Genomic DNA, 17,162 nt, shown 5'->3' on the forward strand with positions numbered 1-17,162 from the left:
TGCCCGTAAGGCGGTGGCGCTGGCCGATGGCGCCTGAGCCGGGAGCAGGGTGGGACATTCCGTTCCCGCGATGGCGCGTTCCAGATCCAGCCGGTTGATCAGCCGTTGGCGCTTGACGTTCAAGGGCACCTTGGCCGGGCGCGGCGACTCGCCCGAGAGCGTGCGCGACGGCGCGCTCCAGTGCCGGCTGTCCCGCTCGGCCTGGACCGTGGCGGCAATCGCGAGCACGTGCCCGAGCCGCTTGTTGTCCACGATCACGCCCTGATCCACCTCCGGCAACCGGTCATAGGTGGTGTAGGGCAGGGCAGCGCCATCGGCCCATAGCTCGACCCGGCCATCGGGGTACTCCGCCACCTCGATATAGCGGTGGATCAGCCGGCGATGTTCAGGCAGGTCCTCGATCAGGTACATGACCTTCGCATACTGCAGTGTGAGGCTCTGCGAGACCTTGCGCCATTCGCGCCAGCTGAAGATCCGTTCCAGGTCCTCGTCACCGCGCAGCGGCCGATGGGCATCGAAGTCGCTGCGCGGCACCTTGGCGAAGCGCGCGTTGAAGTCAGCCATGAAGGCCGGCGCGTAGGCGTTGGCGGCTTCCATGCTGGAAATCTCCCGCAGCCGCAATTCCTTGACCAACCGGTCCTGCAGCGTGCCGTTCATTCGCTCGACGCGGCCCTTGGCCTGGCTCGTGTTGGCGCACAGGATGTCGATGTTCAGCTCGAAGAGGGCGCGCCCGAACTGCGTATAGCCGCGGCCTTCGGCATTCTCCTGTCGGTTGACGCGGAAGACGCCAGCCTTGTCGGAATAGAACGCCATCGGCTTGCCGTGCCGTTCGATATAGGCCCGGGTGGCGGCAAAGTAGGCTGGCGTCGATTCGGTCGGCACGAACAGCAGCTGCATCAGCCGGCCGGTGGCGTCGTCGACGTAGACCAGCAGCGTGCACGCCGCCGCCCGGTCCTCGAACCAGTGATGATCGCTGCCATCGATCTGCACCAGCTCGCCCAGGCAGGCGCGGCGGTTCCTCGGCTGGTGGACCTTGGGCGGGCGCAGCTTCCTCGGCACCCAGAAGCCGGCGTCGATCATGATCCGGCGGACGCACGCGGAGGAGATATCAATGCCGTGGCGCTCGCGCAGCTTCTCGGCGGCCAGGGTCGGCCCAAAGTCGGCGTAGCTGTCGCGGACGAGGCCGCGGACACGAGATTCCAGGCCGGGAGGCAACTGGCGATTGCTGGAACGTCCGCGCTTGCGCGATACCAGCCCGCTTGGCCCGTCCTCCAGGAGCCGCAAGACCAGCCGTCTGACATGCCGGGCACTGACGCCCAGACGTTCGGCTGCCCGCCAGCGCGCAAGGTGCCCATCGGCCACAGCCTGGATCACCTTCATGCGGTCAACTTCGCGCATGCTCATGGTCACCAATCCTTGTCTGTGCATGGCTGCCTCCCAAAGCGCCCGACGAAACTCGGAGCGTACGGGGAGGCAGCCTCAGGTGACATCTCTATTCGTCGCAAAGGTGACATTACTAATAACGGCCAACATCCCTTATACGCATAATCTATCTTATGTTAAATACAATTCGTACTCCGGTGCCCCAACCATCCCGATCAACACTCTCTTACAGCGCAAGGGTCACCACGCGCAGCGTCGTGTCGTCGGGACACGGTACGTCGGCAAATCCTAAGCGGTGAGCCAATCGCCGCATCGCGGTGTTCGATGACAGGACATAGCCTTCCATGGATCGGTAACCGCGGCGGCGAGCGGTGTCGATTAGCGTGCTCAGCAGTCGGCTGGCAAGGCCAAGCCCATGCCAGTCATCGACGATCGTGACCGCAAACTCGCAGGTATCGTTGCCGGGCGCCGCGGCATAGCGCACGCCCCCCACAATAGACGGGCCCTTGCCTTTGGTGGCTACTGCCACCAGGGCAAGCTCGCACTCCGGCGACGGATGCGTTGCGTGCTCGAGCATGGCTTCGGGTAGCTGTTGCATGGCGGCCATGAATCTCGTGTAACGCGCGTCGGCGGAAAGTCTGTCGAACGCCGCCAGCAGGCCAGCCCTGTCGTCTTCGGCAATCTCCCGAACCAGCACCTCCCGTCCATCGCGCAGCAACACGCTGAACGGCACGAATGTTGTTGTGTCAGGCTTGTCTTGCATGGCAACCGTGTCGTTAGGGAAAAGACGAGTTCGATGCATTCGCCTCGTCGCATTTCATACTAGGTGACCCGGTGCAGTTCGCCGAAGTCGGCGTCGGACCACCGGACACGGCATCCGGGCCCTCAGGTTTTCCCGGACTATCCCGAAAAGCAAAATGCATGTCCCGAACGGTCAAACCGTACGCAACTGATTCTAGATACTTGCTTCCGTTGCGACCGGACGTTGGCAAGCGCCATGGAAGGACGCGTCAGCGCCTCGGCTCAAGTGGCCGGGAGTCGTCAAAGTGATCCTTCTGAGGTATTCATGCTCGAACAACGTTCCACATTTCCGACCATGGCAGCAGATCCAGTCAGGCCAGTCGGACTCCACTACTACTCGTGGGTAGTGTTCGCGCTGGGCTTTGGTCTGCTGCTGTCAGACTACATGTCGCGCCAGGTGCTCAATGCCGTATTTCCGCTACTGAAGCAGGAATGGGCGCTGACCGATACGGAACTCGGCGCGCTCGGCGGCATTGTTGCGCTGATGGTGGGTATCCTGACATTGCCACTGTCTGTCCTCGCGGACCGCTGGGGCCGGGTCAAGAGCCTTATGCTGATGGCCGGCTTGTGGAGCCTCGCTACGCTCGGCTGTGCCGTGGCGACGAACTTCGGCGAAATGTTCATCGCCCGACTGTGCGTGGGCGTCGGCGAAGCCGCCTATGGCAGCGTGGGCATTGCCATGGTGCTGTCGGTATTTCCCCGCCGCTTGCGCTCCAGCCTGAGCGCCGCGTTCATTGCCGGCGGCCCGTTCGGATCGGTGCTGGGAATGGCCCTGGGCGGCACCCTCGCCGCTCATCTCGGGTGGCGCTGGGCGTTCGCCGCGATGGCCATCTTCGGCCTGATACTCGTAGCCGTGTTTCGCTTCGTGGTGACGGAACCGCGCCTGAAGGCGCAGCGCGCGCGGATTGGCGAGGACAAGGGCGACGCGGGAGCACCCAAACGCCTGGCTTTGCGGCCCCTGGTATCTGCCCTGTTCTCGGCCCCTTCGATTCTTTGTACCTATGTCGGCAGCGCCATGCAGTTGCTGGTCACGGGCGCCCTGCTTGCGTGGATGCCGAGCTACCTGTCACGCTACTACGGCATGGCGACGGACCGTGCAGGCCTGACAGCCGCAGGCTTCGTGCTGGCGGCCGGCGCAGGCATGATTGCCTGCGGTGCGCTGACCGACTGGGCCGCCCGCAATGCCCCGACCCGCAAGTGGCTGATGGCCATTGCCTACAGCACCACCAGCTGCGTGCTGCTCGTGGCGGCCTTCCACACGCCGGCGGGCACGACGCAAATGGTCCTGATCTTTGCCGGCATGCTACTGGTCGGCGGTACGGCCGGACCGGCGAGCGCCGTGGTGGCCAACCTCACGCATCCCAGCATTCACGCGACGGCCTTCGCCACGCTCACGCTCGCCAACAACCTGCTGGGCCTTGCGCCCGGTCCCTTTGTGACGGGACTGCTCGCCGACAGAATCGGTTTGCTTGGCGCCCTGCAGATCATTCCGCTGGCCGGCCTGTGCGCCACATTGTGTTTCGCGATCGGGCGCAAGTACTACGCCGCCGACCTGCGTCGCATCGAGACCGAGCGCGCCTCGCAGGCACAGACCTGACCGCCCTCCCCAACTCTCCTATGATGAGTGCCATGGGAGGGTCCGACGTCGCATCTCCATGCAAGACGATGGGAGGAGACCGGGGTGAAACTGAAGAACATCGCCATCGCATCGCTGCCCCTGTGTTCTGGGGCGGCATTTGCGCAGTCTAGCGTCACGCTCTACGGTGTGGCGGATGTGAACGTCGAGTATGTCAATCACCTGGGCGTTGTACCTACGGCGTTCAATCAGTTCAATCGCGGGCCATCCCATGACGTCGCCCGTATGACCTCGGGCGGACTGGCCGGGTCGCGTTGGGGCCTGCGTGGTGTTGAAGACCTCGGTAGTGGCTTGAAATCCATCTTTGTCCTGGAAAGCGGCTTCAATCTGGAGACCGGCACCTCGCAGCAAAGTGGCCGCCTGTTCGGCCGCCAGGCGTTGGTGGGCCTGCAGAGTTCTTATGGCCAGGTCAGTTTTGGCCGCCAGTACACCTCGATGTTCGAGATGCTCGCGAATTACTCGCCGACCGCCTATGCCACGCAGTACGAGCCCATCATCCTGCAATCGGGCCCGAATTTCCGCGAAGACAACACCCTCAAGTACAGCGGCCAGTTTGGCCCGGTGAAGGCAATTGCACACTGGTCCTTTGGCGTCGGGGTGGCCCTGCCCGCGACGGTCGGCATCGCAACGCCGATTGGTGGCAATGGCGAGGTGCCTGGCCAGTTTCGGCGCGACTCCGCCTACGGGGCTGCCGTGGCGTATGAAGCGGGTCCGATTGGCCTCACCATCGGCTACGACCAGTGGAATCCGACCATCGATACGAGCAGTGGCACGGTCAGGAAGGCCGTGGTCGGCGCCAGCTACGCCTACGGCCCGGCCAGGATCATGGGCGGTTATCGCTGGGGTCGAAACACGAATGCGGCGGACGTTATGTTTCAGCGTGACGATTTCTACTGGATCGGTGCGATCTACCAGGTCTCCCCTGCCGTGGGCCTCACGCTCGAATACAACTACGACAACGTGAAGAGTCTGTACGGCAACACGCAAGTGGCCAACCCATGGCAGATCGCCTTCGTCGCGAACTACGCGTTCTCGAAGCGTACCGATGTCTATGTGACCACGGCGTTCGCAAGGAACGCCGGCCTGATGCTCGAATCGCTGGCAACCGTCTACGCCAACAGCCTGTCGCTGGGCAACAGCTATGCCCTTGGCAACGGGCAGAGCACGATGATCGGTGCAGCCGTAGGCCTGCGTCACAAATTCTGACTAAAGCGAATCTGACAAAGGTGGCCTCCCGGATTCCGGGGGGGGGCCACTGCGTCAGGCCTGAGGCTGACGCAGGAAACGCAGCACCACCGTTGCTGCTTCGCTGACGCGAGTCAGGAGAAAGAGGTGTCCATCGTCGAAGATGTGGAGCGCTGCATGTCGAATGCGCGAAGCGAGGATCCTGGCATTGACCAGGGGCACGATGGGATCGTCGGAGCCGTGCATGACCAGCGTGGGCTGGCCCAGAGCGCCGAGCCACAACAGGCTGCTCCATCCCCATGCCGCCAGCAACTGGTACACATAGCCGCGGCCGCGCGGCGGATGCATATGCCGGCCGTGCGCTTCCAGCAATCCGGGATCGTCGCGGAAGGCACCGCCATAGATATCGGCGCCCACGCGCCGCAGGTAGTCCGGGTCGTTATAGCGGCGCGCGCCGATCATCTTCGAGAGGACCGACACGCTACCCGGCACCATGATCACGCCGGGCGACGTTGCCGCCAGCACAAGGCGCCGGCAGCGCATCGGGTAGAGATGCGCGAACTCCTGCGCGAGCGCCCCGCCCCAGGAAACGCCGAGCACGTCGACCTGCCCTTCATAGCCGAGATGGCCAAGCAGTTTGTCGGCGAGCACGCACAGGTTGGACAGACGATAGGGAAGCAGCGGCGCGGGAGAACCGCCAGCGCCGGGGACATCGAAGATGATCACTTCGACACCCTCGAGCGCATCGACGAACGGTTCGACGAGTTCGAGATTGGCGCCGATACCGTTGAACATGAGGAGCGGCGGCCCCGCATCGTTGCCGGGCCGGATGCCGACCCGCAGCACCTGTCCATCCAGGTCTACGGTCCGGATTGCCATCTTGTGGCCAGATTCAACGCTGGCACCGTTTATTGTCATCAAGTCGTCCTGGATGCATTGCCCTGAAGCGGGCGGGACGGCACGGCCCGGGGAGGCCGTGCCGCGGGGGTTACGGCTTGGGGCGCAGGATGCTCTTCACTTCTTCCACGTTCTCCGCGAAACGCTTGCCGACCACGGCAAAGCTGTCGGCTTGCGTCTTGTACACGGTGTCGGTCAGGCCGCGCAGACCGGTCACGGCCTTGTTCAGGCTGAGCGGCAGCAGGTCGGTCACGCGCACAGCCGAAGCCTTGGCGTCATCGCCCTGCTTCGGCGTGCCGAGCGACTGCAGATCGGCTGCGGTGCCACTCAGGTACTCGGCCTGCAGACGGACCAGCGATTGCAGGCCGCTCAGCAGCGCGAGATTGACGCCGGCCAGCGCCTCGATGTCCTTGCGACGGGACTCCAGGATCGCCACCGGGTCAAGGCGGTTGTGTTTGACGAAGTCAAACAGCTTCTTGTGCGGGGCGAACGCGCCCGCGGTGTTGGTCGATTCCATCTTCATGGTCTCCATTCAGGTTGCGTTGAAAAACTGGGAACACTGCGACATGGCCGGGCGTCAGGCTTCGATCACGTAGCGTCCGGGGGCTTCGCCGCACGGTGCGTGGCGTGCGTTGCCAGGCGCCAAGGGTGCGTTGCGCGTCGGGCCGGACCGCTGCTTCAGCCACTGGCTCCAGTGGTTCCACCACGAATCGGACGTGGCCTCGGCGCCGTCCAGCCAGGCTTGCGGGTCGGACGTATCGTCGCCGTTCACGAAGAACTTCGCCTTCGCGTTGCCGGGCGGGTTGATCAGGCTTTGAATGTGGCCGCTGGAGCTCAGGACGAATTCGGTCTGTCCGCCAAAGGCACGTGCGGCGCGGTACACGCCCTGCCACGGGGTGATATGGTCGGTGACGCCGGCCAACACGAACTTGTCGCAGGCGACCTTCGACAGATCGATGGGCTCGCCCAGCACCGTCAGCGCGCCCGGGGTGGCAAGCAGGTTGTCCGAGAGGATGTCGAGCAACTGGCAATGGAATCCTGCGGGCAGCCGCGTCGTGTCGTTATTCCAGTACAGGACATCAAACGCCGGCGGCGCCTTGCCAAGCAGGTAGTTGTTGACCCAGTAGTTCCACACCAGATCATTGGGCCGCATCCATGCGAATACCCGGCCCAGTTCCTCGCCGTCGAGCACACCCCTCGCCTGGCTGCTTTGCCGCGCGGTGGTAACGGCCTCCGGCGTGGCAAACAGGCCTAGCTGAGACTGCTCGTCCAGGCCGAAGACGGACACCATCAGCGTGGCGGCATGCACCAGTTTCTCGCCACGGCTTGCGCAATAGCCCATCAGCGCCGCCATTGTCATCGCGCCGGCGCAAGCGCCATGCAGGTTCACATCATCACTGCCGGTGATATCGCGGATGGCATGGATCGCTTCGATCAGCGCCGCCACGTAGGTGTCGAGATTCCACTCGCGCTGCGCGGCAGTCGGATTGCGCCAGCTCACCATGAACACCTGGAATTCCTGCCCCACCAGGTACTCGACGATGCTCTTGCCCGAAGCGAGGTCGAACACATAGAACTTGTTGACCTGGGGCGGCACGATAAGCTGCGGGCGAGCGTGGACTTTGGCCGTGACGGGCGTGTACTGGATCAGTTCGAGTATGTCATTGCGGAAAACCACCGTTCCCGGTGTCTTGGCCAGATCCTTGCCAACACGAAACGCGCCCTTGTCGACCTGGGAAGGCATGCCCTGATTGGTCAGGGCATCGGTCAGCAGGTTGGTCATCCCGGAGAGCAGGCTGAGACCGCCCGATTCGAACGTCTCCCTGAGCGCCGCCGGGTTGCCCAACAGCATATTGGTCGGCGCCAGGGCGTCGAAAACGAGTGATGTGAAGAAGTGCGCGCGTTCCTTGCTGCGCGCATCCATGACAGAGCGGCTGACAAAGCCGGCCGCGGCATCCCGCCACGCAAGGTAGCCCTGCAGCGGCATGCGGAACAGCGGGTTGTCATGCCACTCCCTGTCCGCAAAGCGACGGTCGCGGGCTGGCGGGGCACTGGCCGTGCCGGCGAACACGCGCAGCAGGTCATGCGCCAGTTGCGTCTGCTGTTCCAGCAGCAGCGCGGGCTCCTGAACGCATTGCGTGCCGATCTGGTGGGCGGTGGAAGCCAGATCCTCCGGGCGCAGGCCCACAAAGGGATTGGGGACGGCGGCGATGGCGCCACCGCTGTCGGGCAAGGCCGGCCGATTGGCCTTGGTTGGCTTGCCGGCCTTGCCTGTACGTTGCTTCGTCATTTCCATGGTTTCTCTCCTCAGGCCACCAGCAATGCCAGCGACTCGGCGACCAGAGCCGGCCGGGTCTGGCCCTCGATCTCCATGGTGTTCTCCGTCCTCAGCATGATGCGGCCTTCGCCTTTGTCCTCTGCCGCGAGCAGCTTCACACGATTGCGCACCCGGGCGCCGGCCCTCACCGGCGTCAGGAAGCGCGTTTTCTCCAGCCCGCAGTTCACGGCCGCTTTCGCATCGACCGGGACGATGCCCATGCGGGTCAGCTGGCCGCCCAGCAGGGAAAGCGTGAGGAAACCGTGCGCGACGGTGCCGCCAAACGGGCTTTCGCGACCCGCCCGGTCCACGTCCACGTGGATCCACTGGTGGTCGTCCGTGCAGTCTGCAAATGCATCGATGCGCGCCTGATCGATCTCGACCCATTCCGATACGCCCAACTCCTGGCCGACGAACGCGCCAAGCGTCGCCATGCTGTAACCGTCGATTTTCATGCTGCTGTCCTTCAATGTGTCTGGGTCTGGTCTGACTGCGTCAGAACTGCGCGTCGTTCAAGGCAAGGAATCCGTCCGTGCCGGCGACACTGGTGATCGCCGCTTCCATGGCCGGCGCGCGCACCAGGATATGGTTGGCAAAGAACGCCGCGGTGGCGATCTTGGCGCCGTAGAAGGCCTCGTCCTCGTGATGCTTCTCGATGGCAACGATGAGCGCCCGCGCCATCTGCCATCCGGTCAGCACAATGCCAGCCAGCTTCAGGTAGGCCACGCTGGCACCGAACACGGCGTTGGCATCGGTACGCGTTTTCGCGACGACGAAGTCGACGACGTTCGCCAGTGCGGTGTGCGCCGCGCTCAGACGCTTGTACATTGCGCTGCATGCCGCATTGGCGCCACGTTCCGCGAGCGCGACAAGCGTGTCGTCGATCTGCGCGAGGATGGCCCGTGCGGTGGCGCCGCCGTCGCGCACGGTCTTGCGGCCAATCAGATCGTTGGCCTGGATGGCGGTGGTGCCTTCATAGATCGGCAGGATGCGCGCATCGCGGTAGTGTTGCGCCGCACCCGTTTCCTCGATAAAGCCCATGCCGCCGTGCACCTGCACGCCGAGGCTGGTGACCTCCAGCGACATCTCCGTGCTCCATCCCTTGATGACGGGCACGAGGTATTCGTAGACCGCGGCATGTTGCGCGCGCGTCTCGGGATCGGCAGCGGCGTGCGCGATGTCCGAGTAGCCGGCCGCCACCAGCGCGAGCGCCCGTGCGCCTTCGGTCAGCGCCCGCATTTCGGTCAGCATGCGGCGAACGTCGGGGTGCCGGATGATCGGGACGGGTTCCTTTGCCGTGCCGTCCACCGGGCGGCTCTGCACGCGATCCTTCGCGTAGGCGACGGCCTGCTGGTATGCGCGATCCGAAATCGCGATGCCCTGCACGCCCACGCCAAAGCGCGCCGAATTCATCATGACGAACATGTATTCCAGGCCGCGGTTCTCTTCCCCGATCAGGTAGCCGGTGGCGCCGCCGTGATCGCCGAACTGAAGCACGGCGGTCGGGCTGGCCTTGATGCCGAGCTTGTGCTCGATCGACACGCACTGGACATCGTTGCGCGCCCCCAGCGAGCCGTCATCGTTGACGAGGAACTTCGGCACCAGGAACAGCGAGATGCCCTTCACGCCTTCGGGTGCGTCCGGCGTGCGTGCCAGCACCAGATGCACGATGTTCTCGGCCATGTCGTGCTCGCCGTACGTGATGAAGATCTTGGTGCCCGATACCTTGTAGGCGCCGTCCGCCTGACGCACGGCACGCGAGCGCACCAGCGCGAGGTCGGAGCCGGCCTGCGGCTCGGTGAGGTTCATCGTCCCGGTCCATTCGCCTGCGATCAGGCGCGGCAGGTAGCGCTGCTGCAGTTCGTCGGAGCCCGCCGTGAGCAGTGCCTCGATGGCGCCGTCGGTCAGCAGCGGACACAGCGCGAAGGACATGTTTGCCGCGTTCATCATCTCGATGCATGGCGTGGCGACCAGCTTGGGCAATCCCTGTCCGCCGAATTCGGTCGGATGGACCACACCTTGCCAGCCGCCTTCGCCGAACTGGCGAAACGCCTCCTTGAAGCCGGCCGTGGTCCGCACTTCGCCGTCGTGCCAACTGCTCGGGGCCCTGTCCCCTGCCACGTTCAGCGGCGCCAGGACCTCGCCGTGGAATTTCGCGGCCTCATCGAGAACCGCCTCGACCGTCTCCGGGGTGGCGTCCTCGAAACCGGGAAGCGTGGCAATCTTTGTCAGTCCGGCCAGATCCCGGATAACAAACAGCATGTCCTTGGTGGGTGCGCTATAGCTCATCTCGTGCCTCTTTATCTTGAGATGCAGCGCCCGCGGCTCGGTGGCCTGCTGCGCTGCGACATTGACGGAGTGATCGTAATGTCCGGCACCGCAAAGCCGATTACCCGAACTGGCCCATTCGCTGACAAATCGTGCCGCTTTCAGCCTCGAAGCCGCGCACGCACCCGGCAGACGGCGTGAGCGTCGCCTGAAGTGGCAGGATTTGTTAGTCGACGGCCAGGATTGACAGTCCGCACCGATCGACGCCAGCCGACGCCGATCGAAGGATCAGAGCGGGCGACGGTAGGCGTTGGGGGTGCTGCCCGTCCAGTGCCGGAACGCCCGATGGAAGGCGGTGGGATTGTCGAAGCCTACGTCGTAGGCAATCGCGGCAATGGGATCTTCGGAGCGCGTCAGGCGCTGGATGGCAAGATCGCGCCGCACCTCGTCCTTGATGGCCTGGAACGTCGTGCCTTCGGCCGACAGGCGCCGGCACAAGGTGCGCACGGAGTGATGGAGTGCCTGCGCGACCGCATCGATGGTCGGCGACGCAGGCAGGCATTCGGCAAGGTGCTGGCGCACGCGGTGGCAGGTCAACTGCTCGGCGAACGCGACGAATATCCAGTCTTCAGGCGCGCGTGCAAGAAATGTTTCGAGGTCCGGCTTGCGTTGCCTGACCGGCAAGTCAAGGTAGGCCGCATCGAAACTGATCTGCGTGCGTGCGCAGTCAAAGCGGACCGGGCCTGGAAACAGATAGAGATGATCGCTGCTCTGCGGCGGGTGCGGAAAGGCGAACTCGGCACCATTGAGCACGATTCTATGGCGGATGAGCCACGAGGCCATCCCATGCACCAGCTTCAGCATCAGTTCGCAGCCCAGCACGCTCACGCCCGGGCCATCCGGGTTCGCCACCAGTTCGACATACCCCTCCCCACCCTCACGCCGTAACGTCAGACGAAATTCATCAAGGATCAGGTGGAAGAACTGGCCAAAACGATGCAGGGCTACCTCCAGCCTTGGCGCGTCTAGCAGGCTGAGACCCAGGAACTTCAGCACGCCATTGCGCAGCGGACGGCTGAAGATGCCAGGCATTTCATCATCAAGCTCCATCGCCAGCAGCCGATAGAGCGTGGCGAACTGTTCCTGGGTGACCCGCGCGGCGGGTTGTTGCAGCAGTTCATGCGCAATACCCGAGCGTTCGGCAAGCCGCGCGATAGCAGCCGGATCCGCGCCCGACAGGAAGCCGTTGACGACGGATATCGGGACGGTAGCGGACAGGCCTGTCAAGTGAGGGAGCCGGCAGTGTCACATCCGCAGGATCCCAGGTCCGGGTGGGAGCCCCGCCCGCCTGCCGCCACCCAATCGATCTTCGCGCGTACGAAGCGGATCATCGAGTCCAGTTCCGCCGCCTTCGCTTCGAGTCCGGCAAGTTGTCCCTTCAGGATTTCGGTCCTGCGATCCGGAGAGAAGCCGGTTTCTCGGCGCTCGGTATCCAGGGCGGCGATTTCCTTGAGCGATAGGCCGAGGGACTGCCCCACCCGGACCACCTCGGCGGCCCGGCGATCCTCGTCGGTGAAAAGCTGATAGGGACGTCGCCCTCCCTTGCCGCTTGTTGTCGGCCGGAAAAGCCCGAGCCGTACGTAGAAGCGCACCGTCTCCCGCGACAGTCCCGTGATGTGGGAAAACTCCGAAATCATCATGATCGGTCTATTGACTATGTAGTGCAGTACACACTTAGAGTGTACGCATCTTCAACGACCTGTGGAAAAACATATGTCAAACGGCTCGCTTGGTTGGAAATCGACAGCAAACGATGTGCTGGCCGGGATCGACCTCAAGGGGAAACGGGTGCTGGTCACGGGTGTCTCCGCTGGGCTGGGCGTCGAGACTGCGCGATCCCTCGTGGCGCACGGCGCTGAAGTGGTGGGTGCGGCACGAGATCTGAGGAAGGCCGAGGCGGCGACTACCGACGTTCGCGCGGCGGCCAGCGGCGGCAATGGGCAATTCGAAATCGTGGAGATGGACCTGGCTTCCCTTTCGAGCGTCCGGCGCTGCGCCGATACGCTCCTTGCAGCAGGAAAACCTTTCGATCTGGTCATTGCCAATGCGGGAGTGATGGCAACGCCGTTTGGACGCACCGTAGACGGCTTCGAGATGCAGTTCGGCACGAACCACCTTGGCCATTTCGCATTGGTCAACCGGATCGCAACGCTCATGCCGGCTGGCGCGCGACTGGTCATGCTCGCGTCCTCGTCGCATCGGGTCGCAGACGTCGATCTGGAGGATCCGAACTTTGAACACAAGCCCTATTCCGAAGGACTAGCCTATTCGCAGTCCAAGACCGCCAACGTCCTGTTCGCCGTCGAATTCGATCGACGCAACAAGGCGCGCGGCGTGCGCGCGACGGCGGTCCACCCCGGCACCATCCAGACAGAGCTGGGGCGTTACGTAGATCCGGTCATGATCCAAGAACGAATTGAGGCGCTGAACGCCCAACTGGCGGCCGAAGGTAAGGCGACCATCCGCTGGAAGAGCATTCCTCAGGGAGCGGCGACTTCGGTCTGGGCTGGCGTCGTCGCATCCGCAGACGACATCGGGGGACGTTATTGCGAGAATTGCCATGTCGTCGAGCCTTCCTCGGACGGCAGTTTCGTGGACGGCGCCAGCCCCCATGCCTTCAATCCGCAAACAGCCAAGGCGCTCTGGGCTAAAAGCGAAGAACTGGTGGGCGAAAGAATCGGGTAAAGCTTGCTACGGTGGCAGGTCCGATTAACGCCGTTTGGCAGCAGCGGCCTTCACGTCCAGGCGGACGATCCAAGCCACGACAATCACCATTGCGACGATGATTGCGTTCGATAGCGCGCCGCCCGCCTCGGCGCGGAGTGCGCCCATCAGCCAGCCGCCGCAAATCAGGACAACCAGCACCTTGACGATGGTGAGGCCGTAGGAGCGGATCAGGTTCGCTATGTAGTCGATCATGGTTAGGTTCCGGTTGCGAGCGCCGGGCTGCTCCGCCAGCGCCCTACAGGTAAGGCGCTGGCATTATGGGGCTCAGGCCTTGCCTACTCAAGGGCCACCCGTTAACGATGCATGCACAATTTTGCGCTTGCGCACGCGGACGGCCCCCGCAGGCGGTACCATGCCCGCTCCCACCCCCTAATTGGAACCCCCAATGCAAGTACTGGTTGACGCAGACGCCTGCCCGGTTGTCGTCAAGGAAATGCTGTATCGAGCCGCGCAGCGTGTCGAAGTGTGCGTCACGCTGGTGGCAAACCAGTACATGCGCACGCCGCCGTCCCGTTTTATCAAGACGATCCAGGTGCCGGCGGGGTTCGATGCCGCCGACAACCGTATCGTTGAACTGGCCTGCAGCGGTGACCTCGTGATTACGGCGGATATCCCTCTGGCCGCCGCGGCTTTGGACAAGGGCGCTCACGTGCTCGACCCTCGGGGAAGCTGGTTCAGTCGCGAGAATATCCAGGAGCGACTGACAATGCGCGATGTGATGGATCAGCTCCGCGCCTCAGGCATCGATACCGGCGGGCCGGCACCGTACTCGGCACAGGACAGCAAGGCGTTCGCTGGCCAGCTCGATCGATTCCTGGCACGCCAGGTGCCATCGGGCGGGGGCGCCCGGAACCCTTAGGCGAGCCACCTCCCCTGTTACTGGCTTCCCGACGTTACCGTCGCGCCCAACTATGGCGCGGGCAGCCGCGCGCAGAGCCGCGCCGCGCCGACCGATCCCGCCACCGCGAGCAGGACCGCCGGCACCAGCGCTTGGGGCAAACCGGTGAACTCCGCCACCAGAACGATGGCCGTCAGGGGCATGCGCATCGACGTAGCGAGGAATGCCGCCCCGCCGACAATCGCGCAGGCGCTTGCCGAAACGCCGGGCAAGGCGGCATTCCACAGCGCGCTGCACGCAATCGCAAGCAGCGCTCCGCACGCAAGCCCGGGCGTCAACAGGCCGCCGATGGCCCCCGCGCGCAACGATGCGCAGATGACGATCACCTTGAGTGCGAGCAGCGTGCAGGCCATGCCCAGCGCCATCTCGCCCTGGAATCCGAGCTGCGCCGGGCCCTTGCCGTTGCCCAGCAATTCCGGAAAACGCATGCTCAGGAGCCCCAGCGCCGTAAAGCTCAGCATGCAGAGCACGGGCAGCCAGACGCCGCGCGGCGCGTGGGCGCGGGCAGTGGCAGTCGCCCGCCTGAATGCAAAGCCGGCGACACCGAAGATCGGCCCGAACAGGAGCGCCCACACCGTGAGCCAATGGTTGAGCGATAGCGTAGGAACAGCGTATTGCACGCCCGAACCGAGCCCGAGGGACGCGATGAGCGCCGCCAGCGCGGACATAAACAGCGCCAAGGCCGCCGCGCTCGGGTTAAACGTGCCGAGCAGGACTTCGAGGGTGAAGACCGCGCCGGCCAGCGGCACGCCGTAGACCGCAGCCAGCCCGGCTCCTGCGCCGGCGGCCACGATCCAGGTCCGTTGTTCCGCCGGTAGCGCGAAGACCGCAGCGAGGCGCGAGGCAATCAGTGCGCCGATCTCGCGCGGCGCCACTTCGCGGCCCAGCGGAGAACCCATGGCAACGGTGAAGATCTGAAGCAGCGCGTGGACAATGGTCGACCCGGGCGGCATGGGCGCGCCTTCGTCGACAGCACGTTTGATGCTGACCAGCGGACGTCCATAGCGATAGAGGGCGAACCAGCCGACGCCCGCCACAACGCCCGCGCCCATCGCCACCGCCAGCCTCCGGTGCGGCGTGGCGCTCTCCACGCCGGCCAGGAAACTCTCACTGCTCACCACGTGAGAAAGGCTGTAGTGATAGGCCAGATGCTGGATCGCATGGAGTAGCAACGCCAGTGCCATCCCGCCCAGGCCTGCACCCACTGCCGTGAGCGTGCCAGCGAGGAGCAGGCGCCCTATCGCGGCGGTGTCGCGCACTACCGTGCGGTGCCTGTCGTCATCGATGCCAGCACGCCGTCACGCCGGATCATGCCGTGGTACAGCGCGGCCGCGATGTGAAGCAAGAGGACGGCGAGCAGCAAGAACGCGCCTACAGTGTGTGTCTCCCGCAAGAACGCATAGAGATGAGCGCTGTGCGGCAAGATGGGCGGCAGTTGCACCGCGCCGGCCAGCACCACCGGATAGCCGCCCGCCGAGAGCATGCCCCATCCGATCAAGGGCATGGCGAGCATCAAGCCGTACAGCACCACATGCGATGTCTTGGCCGCCACGCGCTGCAGCTGGGGCATCGACTGCGGCAATACCGGCGGCCGGCTCAACAGCCGGTTGCAGACACGAATCAGCGCCAGCAACAGGATGCCGATGCCAATCGCCTTGTGCAGCGACAACAGCGCCAGATACCGCGAGGACACCGTCGCCACCATGCCAATCCCGATGAACAGCATCGCAAGGATGAGCACCGCCATCGCCCAGTGCAGGATGCGGGAAGGCAGCGAGAAATCACGGACACGGGATTTCATGATCGACCTCCTGCCTGGACTTCGGCTTCTGTGACGGCACTGGGTGGCTTGGCGGTGCGCTCGCGTTGCCGCAGCGTGAACGATTTCGCGTACGCAGCCGAGCGGGCGCTCGGGATTGCATCCGCCGACGTGCGCATGCCGGCGGGCAGCACGGTCGGATCGAAATTGATGTCAGTGCAGGTGCCGCGCTCTTCCGCCGTCAGGTGGTCGAGCGTCACGGTGCCCACCTCCACGCGCGTTCGGTCGTCGGGCCAGGGAACGTTGGGACTGACCGGATCGGTGGGGTGGCCAATGGTGACCACCATCTTCCACTGCAATGGCTGTTGGGCGGCATCGGCAATCAGGCCATCGAAGAGGTAGTTGGGATCGTTGTGCGATGGGGGACCGGCCGGCGCGAACGCTCGCACAGGAACGGCGGACCACCGCACCGGTATGGCGACGCCTGCCTTGTTGACGAAGAGGAAGGTGTCGAGTCCGTTGTAGGTGTCGTTTGCAAAGCCAGAAGACACCGCACGCTTGCTCACGATGGCGATGGCTGACCCGAACTCTGGATGCGTCGCGGCGAACGCCTTCATCTTCTCGGGGTCTGGCTTGCCGGTCCGCTGATCGGGAACCGAAGCGATCATCTGATCGTAGAACGCCTGCACGTTGGCGAACGGGAAGACCGGAATGTCGATCATCGCAGTTCGCCACTCTTCCCCGCCCCGGGGGTTGAACTGCAGGGCGAGGCTGCGCACCAGGGTCGGCGCATCCGGGATGAAAGGCATGCCCCCCGCAAAGGCGAAGCGCCCGGTCACGGGCACGCGCCCCGGCGCCAGCACATCGGCCTTGCTGAACGCCGTGCCCGCGCCCGTGCTGTCGAACCATCCGGTTGCGCACAGCCCCTTGGCGTGGTTGCGCCGGAAGCCGATGTGCCTGCCGTTGACGGCCTCGAAGCCGTCAATCACCTTGCCCTGGGTCAATCTCCCGGGCGTCAGCCATCCGCCGGCATAGGCGAAACCGCCTGCAATGCAGAGGATGACTGCGCCAATGGTGCCCAGCCGGATTGCCACGGCGGCGGCGCCAAGCTTGCTGGAGTCTTCGTCCATATTCGGTCCTCGTTGTACCGGCCCCTAGGGCAGTGAAGACCAATACTTGTCGATACGCCAGTGGTGCCCGTTTGGCGCGGGCAACCTATTGTCCGATCTGC

General features: G+C 64.3%; 17 protein-coding genes. 4 read left to right on the top strand and 13 right to left on the bottom strand.

What is annotated here, in order from left to right; translation table 11 throughout:
- Both BM115_RS24140 and BM115_RS24145 read right to left on the bottom strand, forming a co-directional pair.
- On the bottom strand, window positions 1-1,428 hold a 1,428-nt coding region (locus BM115_RS24140), incomplete at its 3' end, for an ISNCY family transposase (RefSeq protein WP_369825675.1).
- Between the two features lie 181 nt (window positions 1,429-1,609).
- Window positions 1,610-2,146, bottom strand: a complete 537-nt coding sequence (locus BM115_RS24145; protein WP_092300744.1) for a GNAT family N-acetyltransferase — start codon at window positions 2,144-2,146, stop codon at window positions 1,610-1,612.
- A gap of 303 nt (window positions 2,147-2,449) precedes the next feature.
- On the opposite strand from BM115_RS24145, the gene BM115_RS24150 reads away from it, so the two are divergent.
- Together BM115_RS24150 and BM115_RS24155 are read left to right on the top strand one after the other, a co-directional pair.
- Window positions 2,450-3,781 (top strand): MFS transporter, encoded by a 1,332-nt coding sequence (locus BM115_RS24150; protein WP_092300442.1) that lies wholly within the window; start codon window positions 2,450-2,452, stop codon window positions 3,779-3,781.
- An 84-nt stretch (window positions 3,782-3,865) separates the two neighbouring features.
- The gene (locus tag BM115_RS24155) at window positions 3,866-5,026 is read left to right on the top strand and encodes a porin (RefSeq protein ID WP_092300445.1); all 1,161 of its coding nucleotides are present in this window, start codon (window positions 3,866-3,868) and stop codon (window positions 5,024-5,026) included.
- 54 nt (window positions 5,027-5,080) lie between these two features.
- On the opposite strand, the gene phaZ is transcribed toward BM115_RS24155, so the two are convergent.
- From phaZ to BM115_RS24190, 7 genes are all read right to left on the bottom strand, one after another.
- On the bottom strand, window positions 5,081-5,923 hold the full coding sequence (gene phaZ, locus BM115_RS24160) for a poly(3-hydroxyalkanoate) depolymerase (protein ID WP_092300448.1): 843 nt from the start codon (window positions 5,921-5,923) through the stop codon (window positions 5,081-5,083).
- Between the two features lie 70 nt (window positions 5,924-5,993).
- Entirely contained in the window at window positions 5,994-6,419 is a 426-nt protein-coding gene (locus BM115_RS24165; protein WP_092300747.1) for a hypothetical protein, read from the bottom strand.
- 60 nt (window positions 6,420-6,479) lie between these two features.
- Window positions 6,480-8,198 carry an alpha/beta fold hydrolase gene (locus BM115_RS24170; protein ID WP_255370971.1) on the bottom strand — a complete coding sequence of 573 codons (1,719 nt, stop codon included), beginning with the start codon at window positions 8,196-8,198 and terminating at the stop codon, window positions 6,480-6,482.
- A gap of 11 nt (window positions 8,199-8,209) precedes the next feature.
- Window positions 8,210-8,674: a MaoC family dehydratase gene (locus BM115_RS24175; RefSeq protein ID WP_092300451.1), complete on the bottom strand. Its 465-nt coding sequence runs from the start codon at window positions 8,672-8,674 to the stop codon at window positions 8,210-8,212.
- Between the two features lie 40 nt (window positions 8,675-8,714).
- On the bottom strand, window positions 8,715-10,508 hold the full coding sequence (locus BM115_RS24180) for an acyl-CoA dehydrogenase (protein WP_092300454.1): 1,794 nt from the start codon (window positions 10,506-10,508) through the stop codon (window positions 8,715-8,717).
- Window positions 10,509-10,775: 267 nt separating this feature from the next.
- Window positions 10,776-11,774, bottom strand: a complete 999-nt coding sequence (locus tag BM115_RS24185; RefSeq protein WP_092300457.1) for an AraC family transcriptional regulator — start codon at window positions 11,772-11,774, stop codon at window positions 10,776-10,778.
- Entirely contained in the window at window positions 11,771-12,187 is a 417-nt protein-coding gene (locus BM115_RS24190; RefSeq protein ID WP_092300460.1) for a MerR family transcriptional regulator, read from the bottom strand. The genes BM115_RS24185 and BM115_RS24190 overlap by 4 nt, the downstream gene beginning before the upstream one ends.
- 73 nt (window positions 12,188-12,260) lie before the next feature.
- Between BM115_RS24190 and BM115_RS24195 the strand changes: the two genes are divergently transcribed.
- On the top strand, window positions 12,261-13,232 hold the full coding sequence (locus tag BM115_RS24195) for an SDR family NAD(P)-dependent oxidoreductase (protein ID WP_092300463.1): 972 nt from the start codon (window positions 12,261-12,263) through the stop codon (window positions 13,230-13,232).
- 24 nt (window positions 13,233-13,256) lie between these two features.
- Here BM115_RS24195 and BM115_RS24200 read toward each other — a convergent pair whose 3' ends face one another.
- A complete protein-coding gene (locus BM115_RS24200; protein ID WP_092300466.1) occupies window positions 13,257-13,466 on the bottom strand; it encodes a hypothetical protein in 210 nt (69 codons plus the stop codon).
- Between the two features lie 193 nt (window positions 13,467-13,659).
- Between BM115_RS24200 and BM115_RS24205 the strand changes: the two genes are divergently transcribed.
- Entirely contained in the window at window positions 13,660-14,133 is a 474-nt protein-coding gene (locus BM115_RS24205) for a YaiI/YqxD family protein (RefSeq protein ID WP_092300469.1), read from the top strand.
- A 50-nt stretch (window positions 14,134-14,183) separates the two neighbouring features.
- On the opposite strand, the gene BM115_RS24210 is transcribed toward BM115_RS24205, so the two are convergent.
- From BM115_RS24210 to BM115_RS24220, 3 genes are all read right to left on the bottom strand, one after another.
- Window positions 14,184-15,356: a chloride channel protein gene (locus BM115_RS24210; RefSeq protein ID WP_092300753.1), complete on the bottom strand. Its 1,173-nt coding sequence runs from the start codon at window positions 15,354-15,356 to the stop codon at window positions 14,184-14,186.
- Window positions 15,357-15,430: 74 nt separating this feature from the next.
- On the bottom strand, window positions 15,431-15,973 hold the full coding sequence (locus BM115_RS24215; protein ID WP_092300472.1) for a cytochrome b: 543 nt from the start codon (window positions 15,971-15,973) through the stop codon (window positions 15,431-15,433).
- A complete protein-coding gene (locus BM115_RS24220; RefSeq protein WP_092300475.1) occupies window positions 15,970-17,061 on the bottom strand; it encodes a catalase family peroxidase in 1,092 nt (363 codons plus the stop codon). Before BM115_RS24220 ends, BM115_RS24215 begins: the two co-directional genes overlap by 4 nt.
- Between the last annotated feature and the right edge of the window lie 101 nt (window positions 17,062-17,162).

The sequence above is a fragment of the Cupriavidus sp. OV096 genome (assembly GCF_900115455.1).
Classification (GTDB): domain Bacteria; phylum Pseudomonadota; class Gammaproteobacteria; order Burkholderiales; family Burkholderiaceae; genus Cupriavidus.

Bases quoted from the DNA above. Each gene is read 5' to 3' on its own strand.
- BM115_RS24145 (WP_092300744.1), bottom strand. From the start codon at position 2,146: ATGCAAGACAAGCCTGACACAACAACATTCGTGCCGTTCAGCGTGTTG.
- BM115_RS24150 (WP_092300442.1), top strand. From the start codon at position 2,450: ATGCTCGAACAACGTTCCACATTTCCGACCATGGCAGCAGATCCAGTC.
- phaZ (WP_092300448.1), bottom strand. From the start codon at position 5,923: ATGACAATAAACGGTGCCAGCGTTGAATCTGGCCACAAGATGGCAATC.
- BM115_RS24165 (WP_092300747.1), bottom strand. From the start codon at position 6,419: ATGGAATCGACCAACACCGCGGGCGCGTTCGCCCCGCACAAGAAGCTG.
- BM115_RS24170 (WP_255370971.1), bottom strand. From the start codon at position 8,198: ATGGAAATGACGAAGCAACGTACAGGCAAGGCCGGCAAGCCAACCAAG.
- BM115_RS24175 (WP_092300451.1), bottom strand. From the start codon at position 8,674: ATGAAAATCGACGGTTACAGCATGGCGACGCTTGGCGCGTTCGTCGGC.
- BM115_RS24180 (WP_092300454.1), bottom strand. From the start codon at position 10,508: ATGAGCTATAGCGCACCCACCAAGGACATGCTGTTTGTTATCCGGGAT.
- BM115_RS24190 (WP_092300460.1), bottom strand. From the start codon at position 12,187: ATGATGATTTCGGAGTTTTCCCACATCACGGGACTGTCGCGGGAGACG.
- BM115_RS24195 (WP_092300463.1), top strand. From the start codon at position 12,261: ATGTCAAACGGCTCGCTTGGTTGGAAATCGACAGCAAACGATGTGCTG.
- BM115_RS24200 (WP_092300466.1), bottom strand. From the start codon at position 13,466: ATGATCGACTACATAGCGAACCTGATCCGCTCCTACGGCCTCACCATC.
- BM115_RS24205 (WP_092300469.1), top strand. From the start codon at position 13,660: ATGCAAGTACTGGTTGACGCAGACGCCTGCCCGGTTGTCGTCAAGGAA.
- BM115_RS24210 (WP_092300753.1), bottom strand. From the start codon at position 15,356: ATGGCACTGGCGTTGCTACTCCATGCGATCCAGCATCTGGCCTATCAC.
- BM115_RS24215 (WP_092300472.1), bottom strand. From the start codon at position 15,973: ATGAAATCCCGTGTCCGTGATTTCTCGCTGCCTTCCCGCATCCTGCAC.
- BM115_RS24220 (WP_092300475.1), bottom strand. From the start codon at position 17,061: ATGGACGAAGACTCCAGCAAGCTTGGCGCCGCCGCCGTGGCAATCCGG.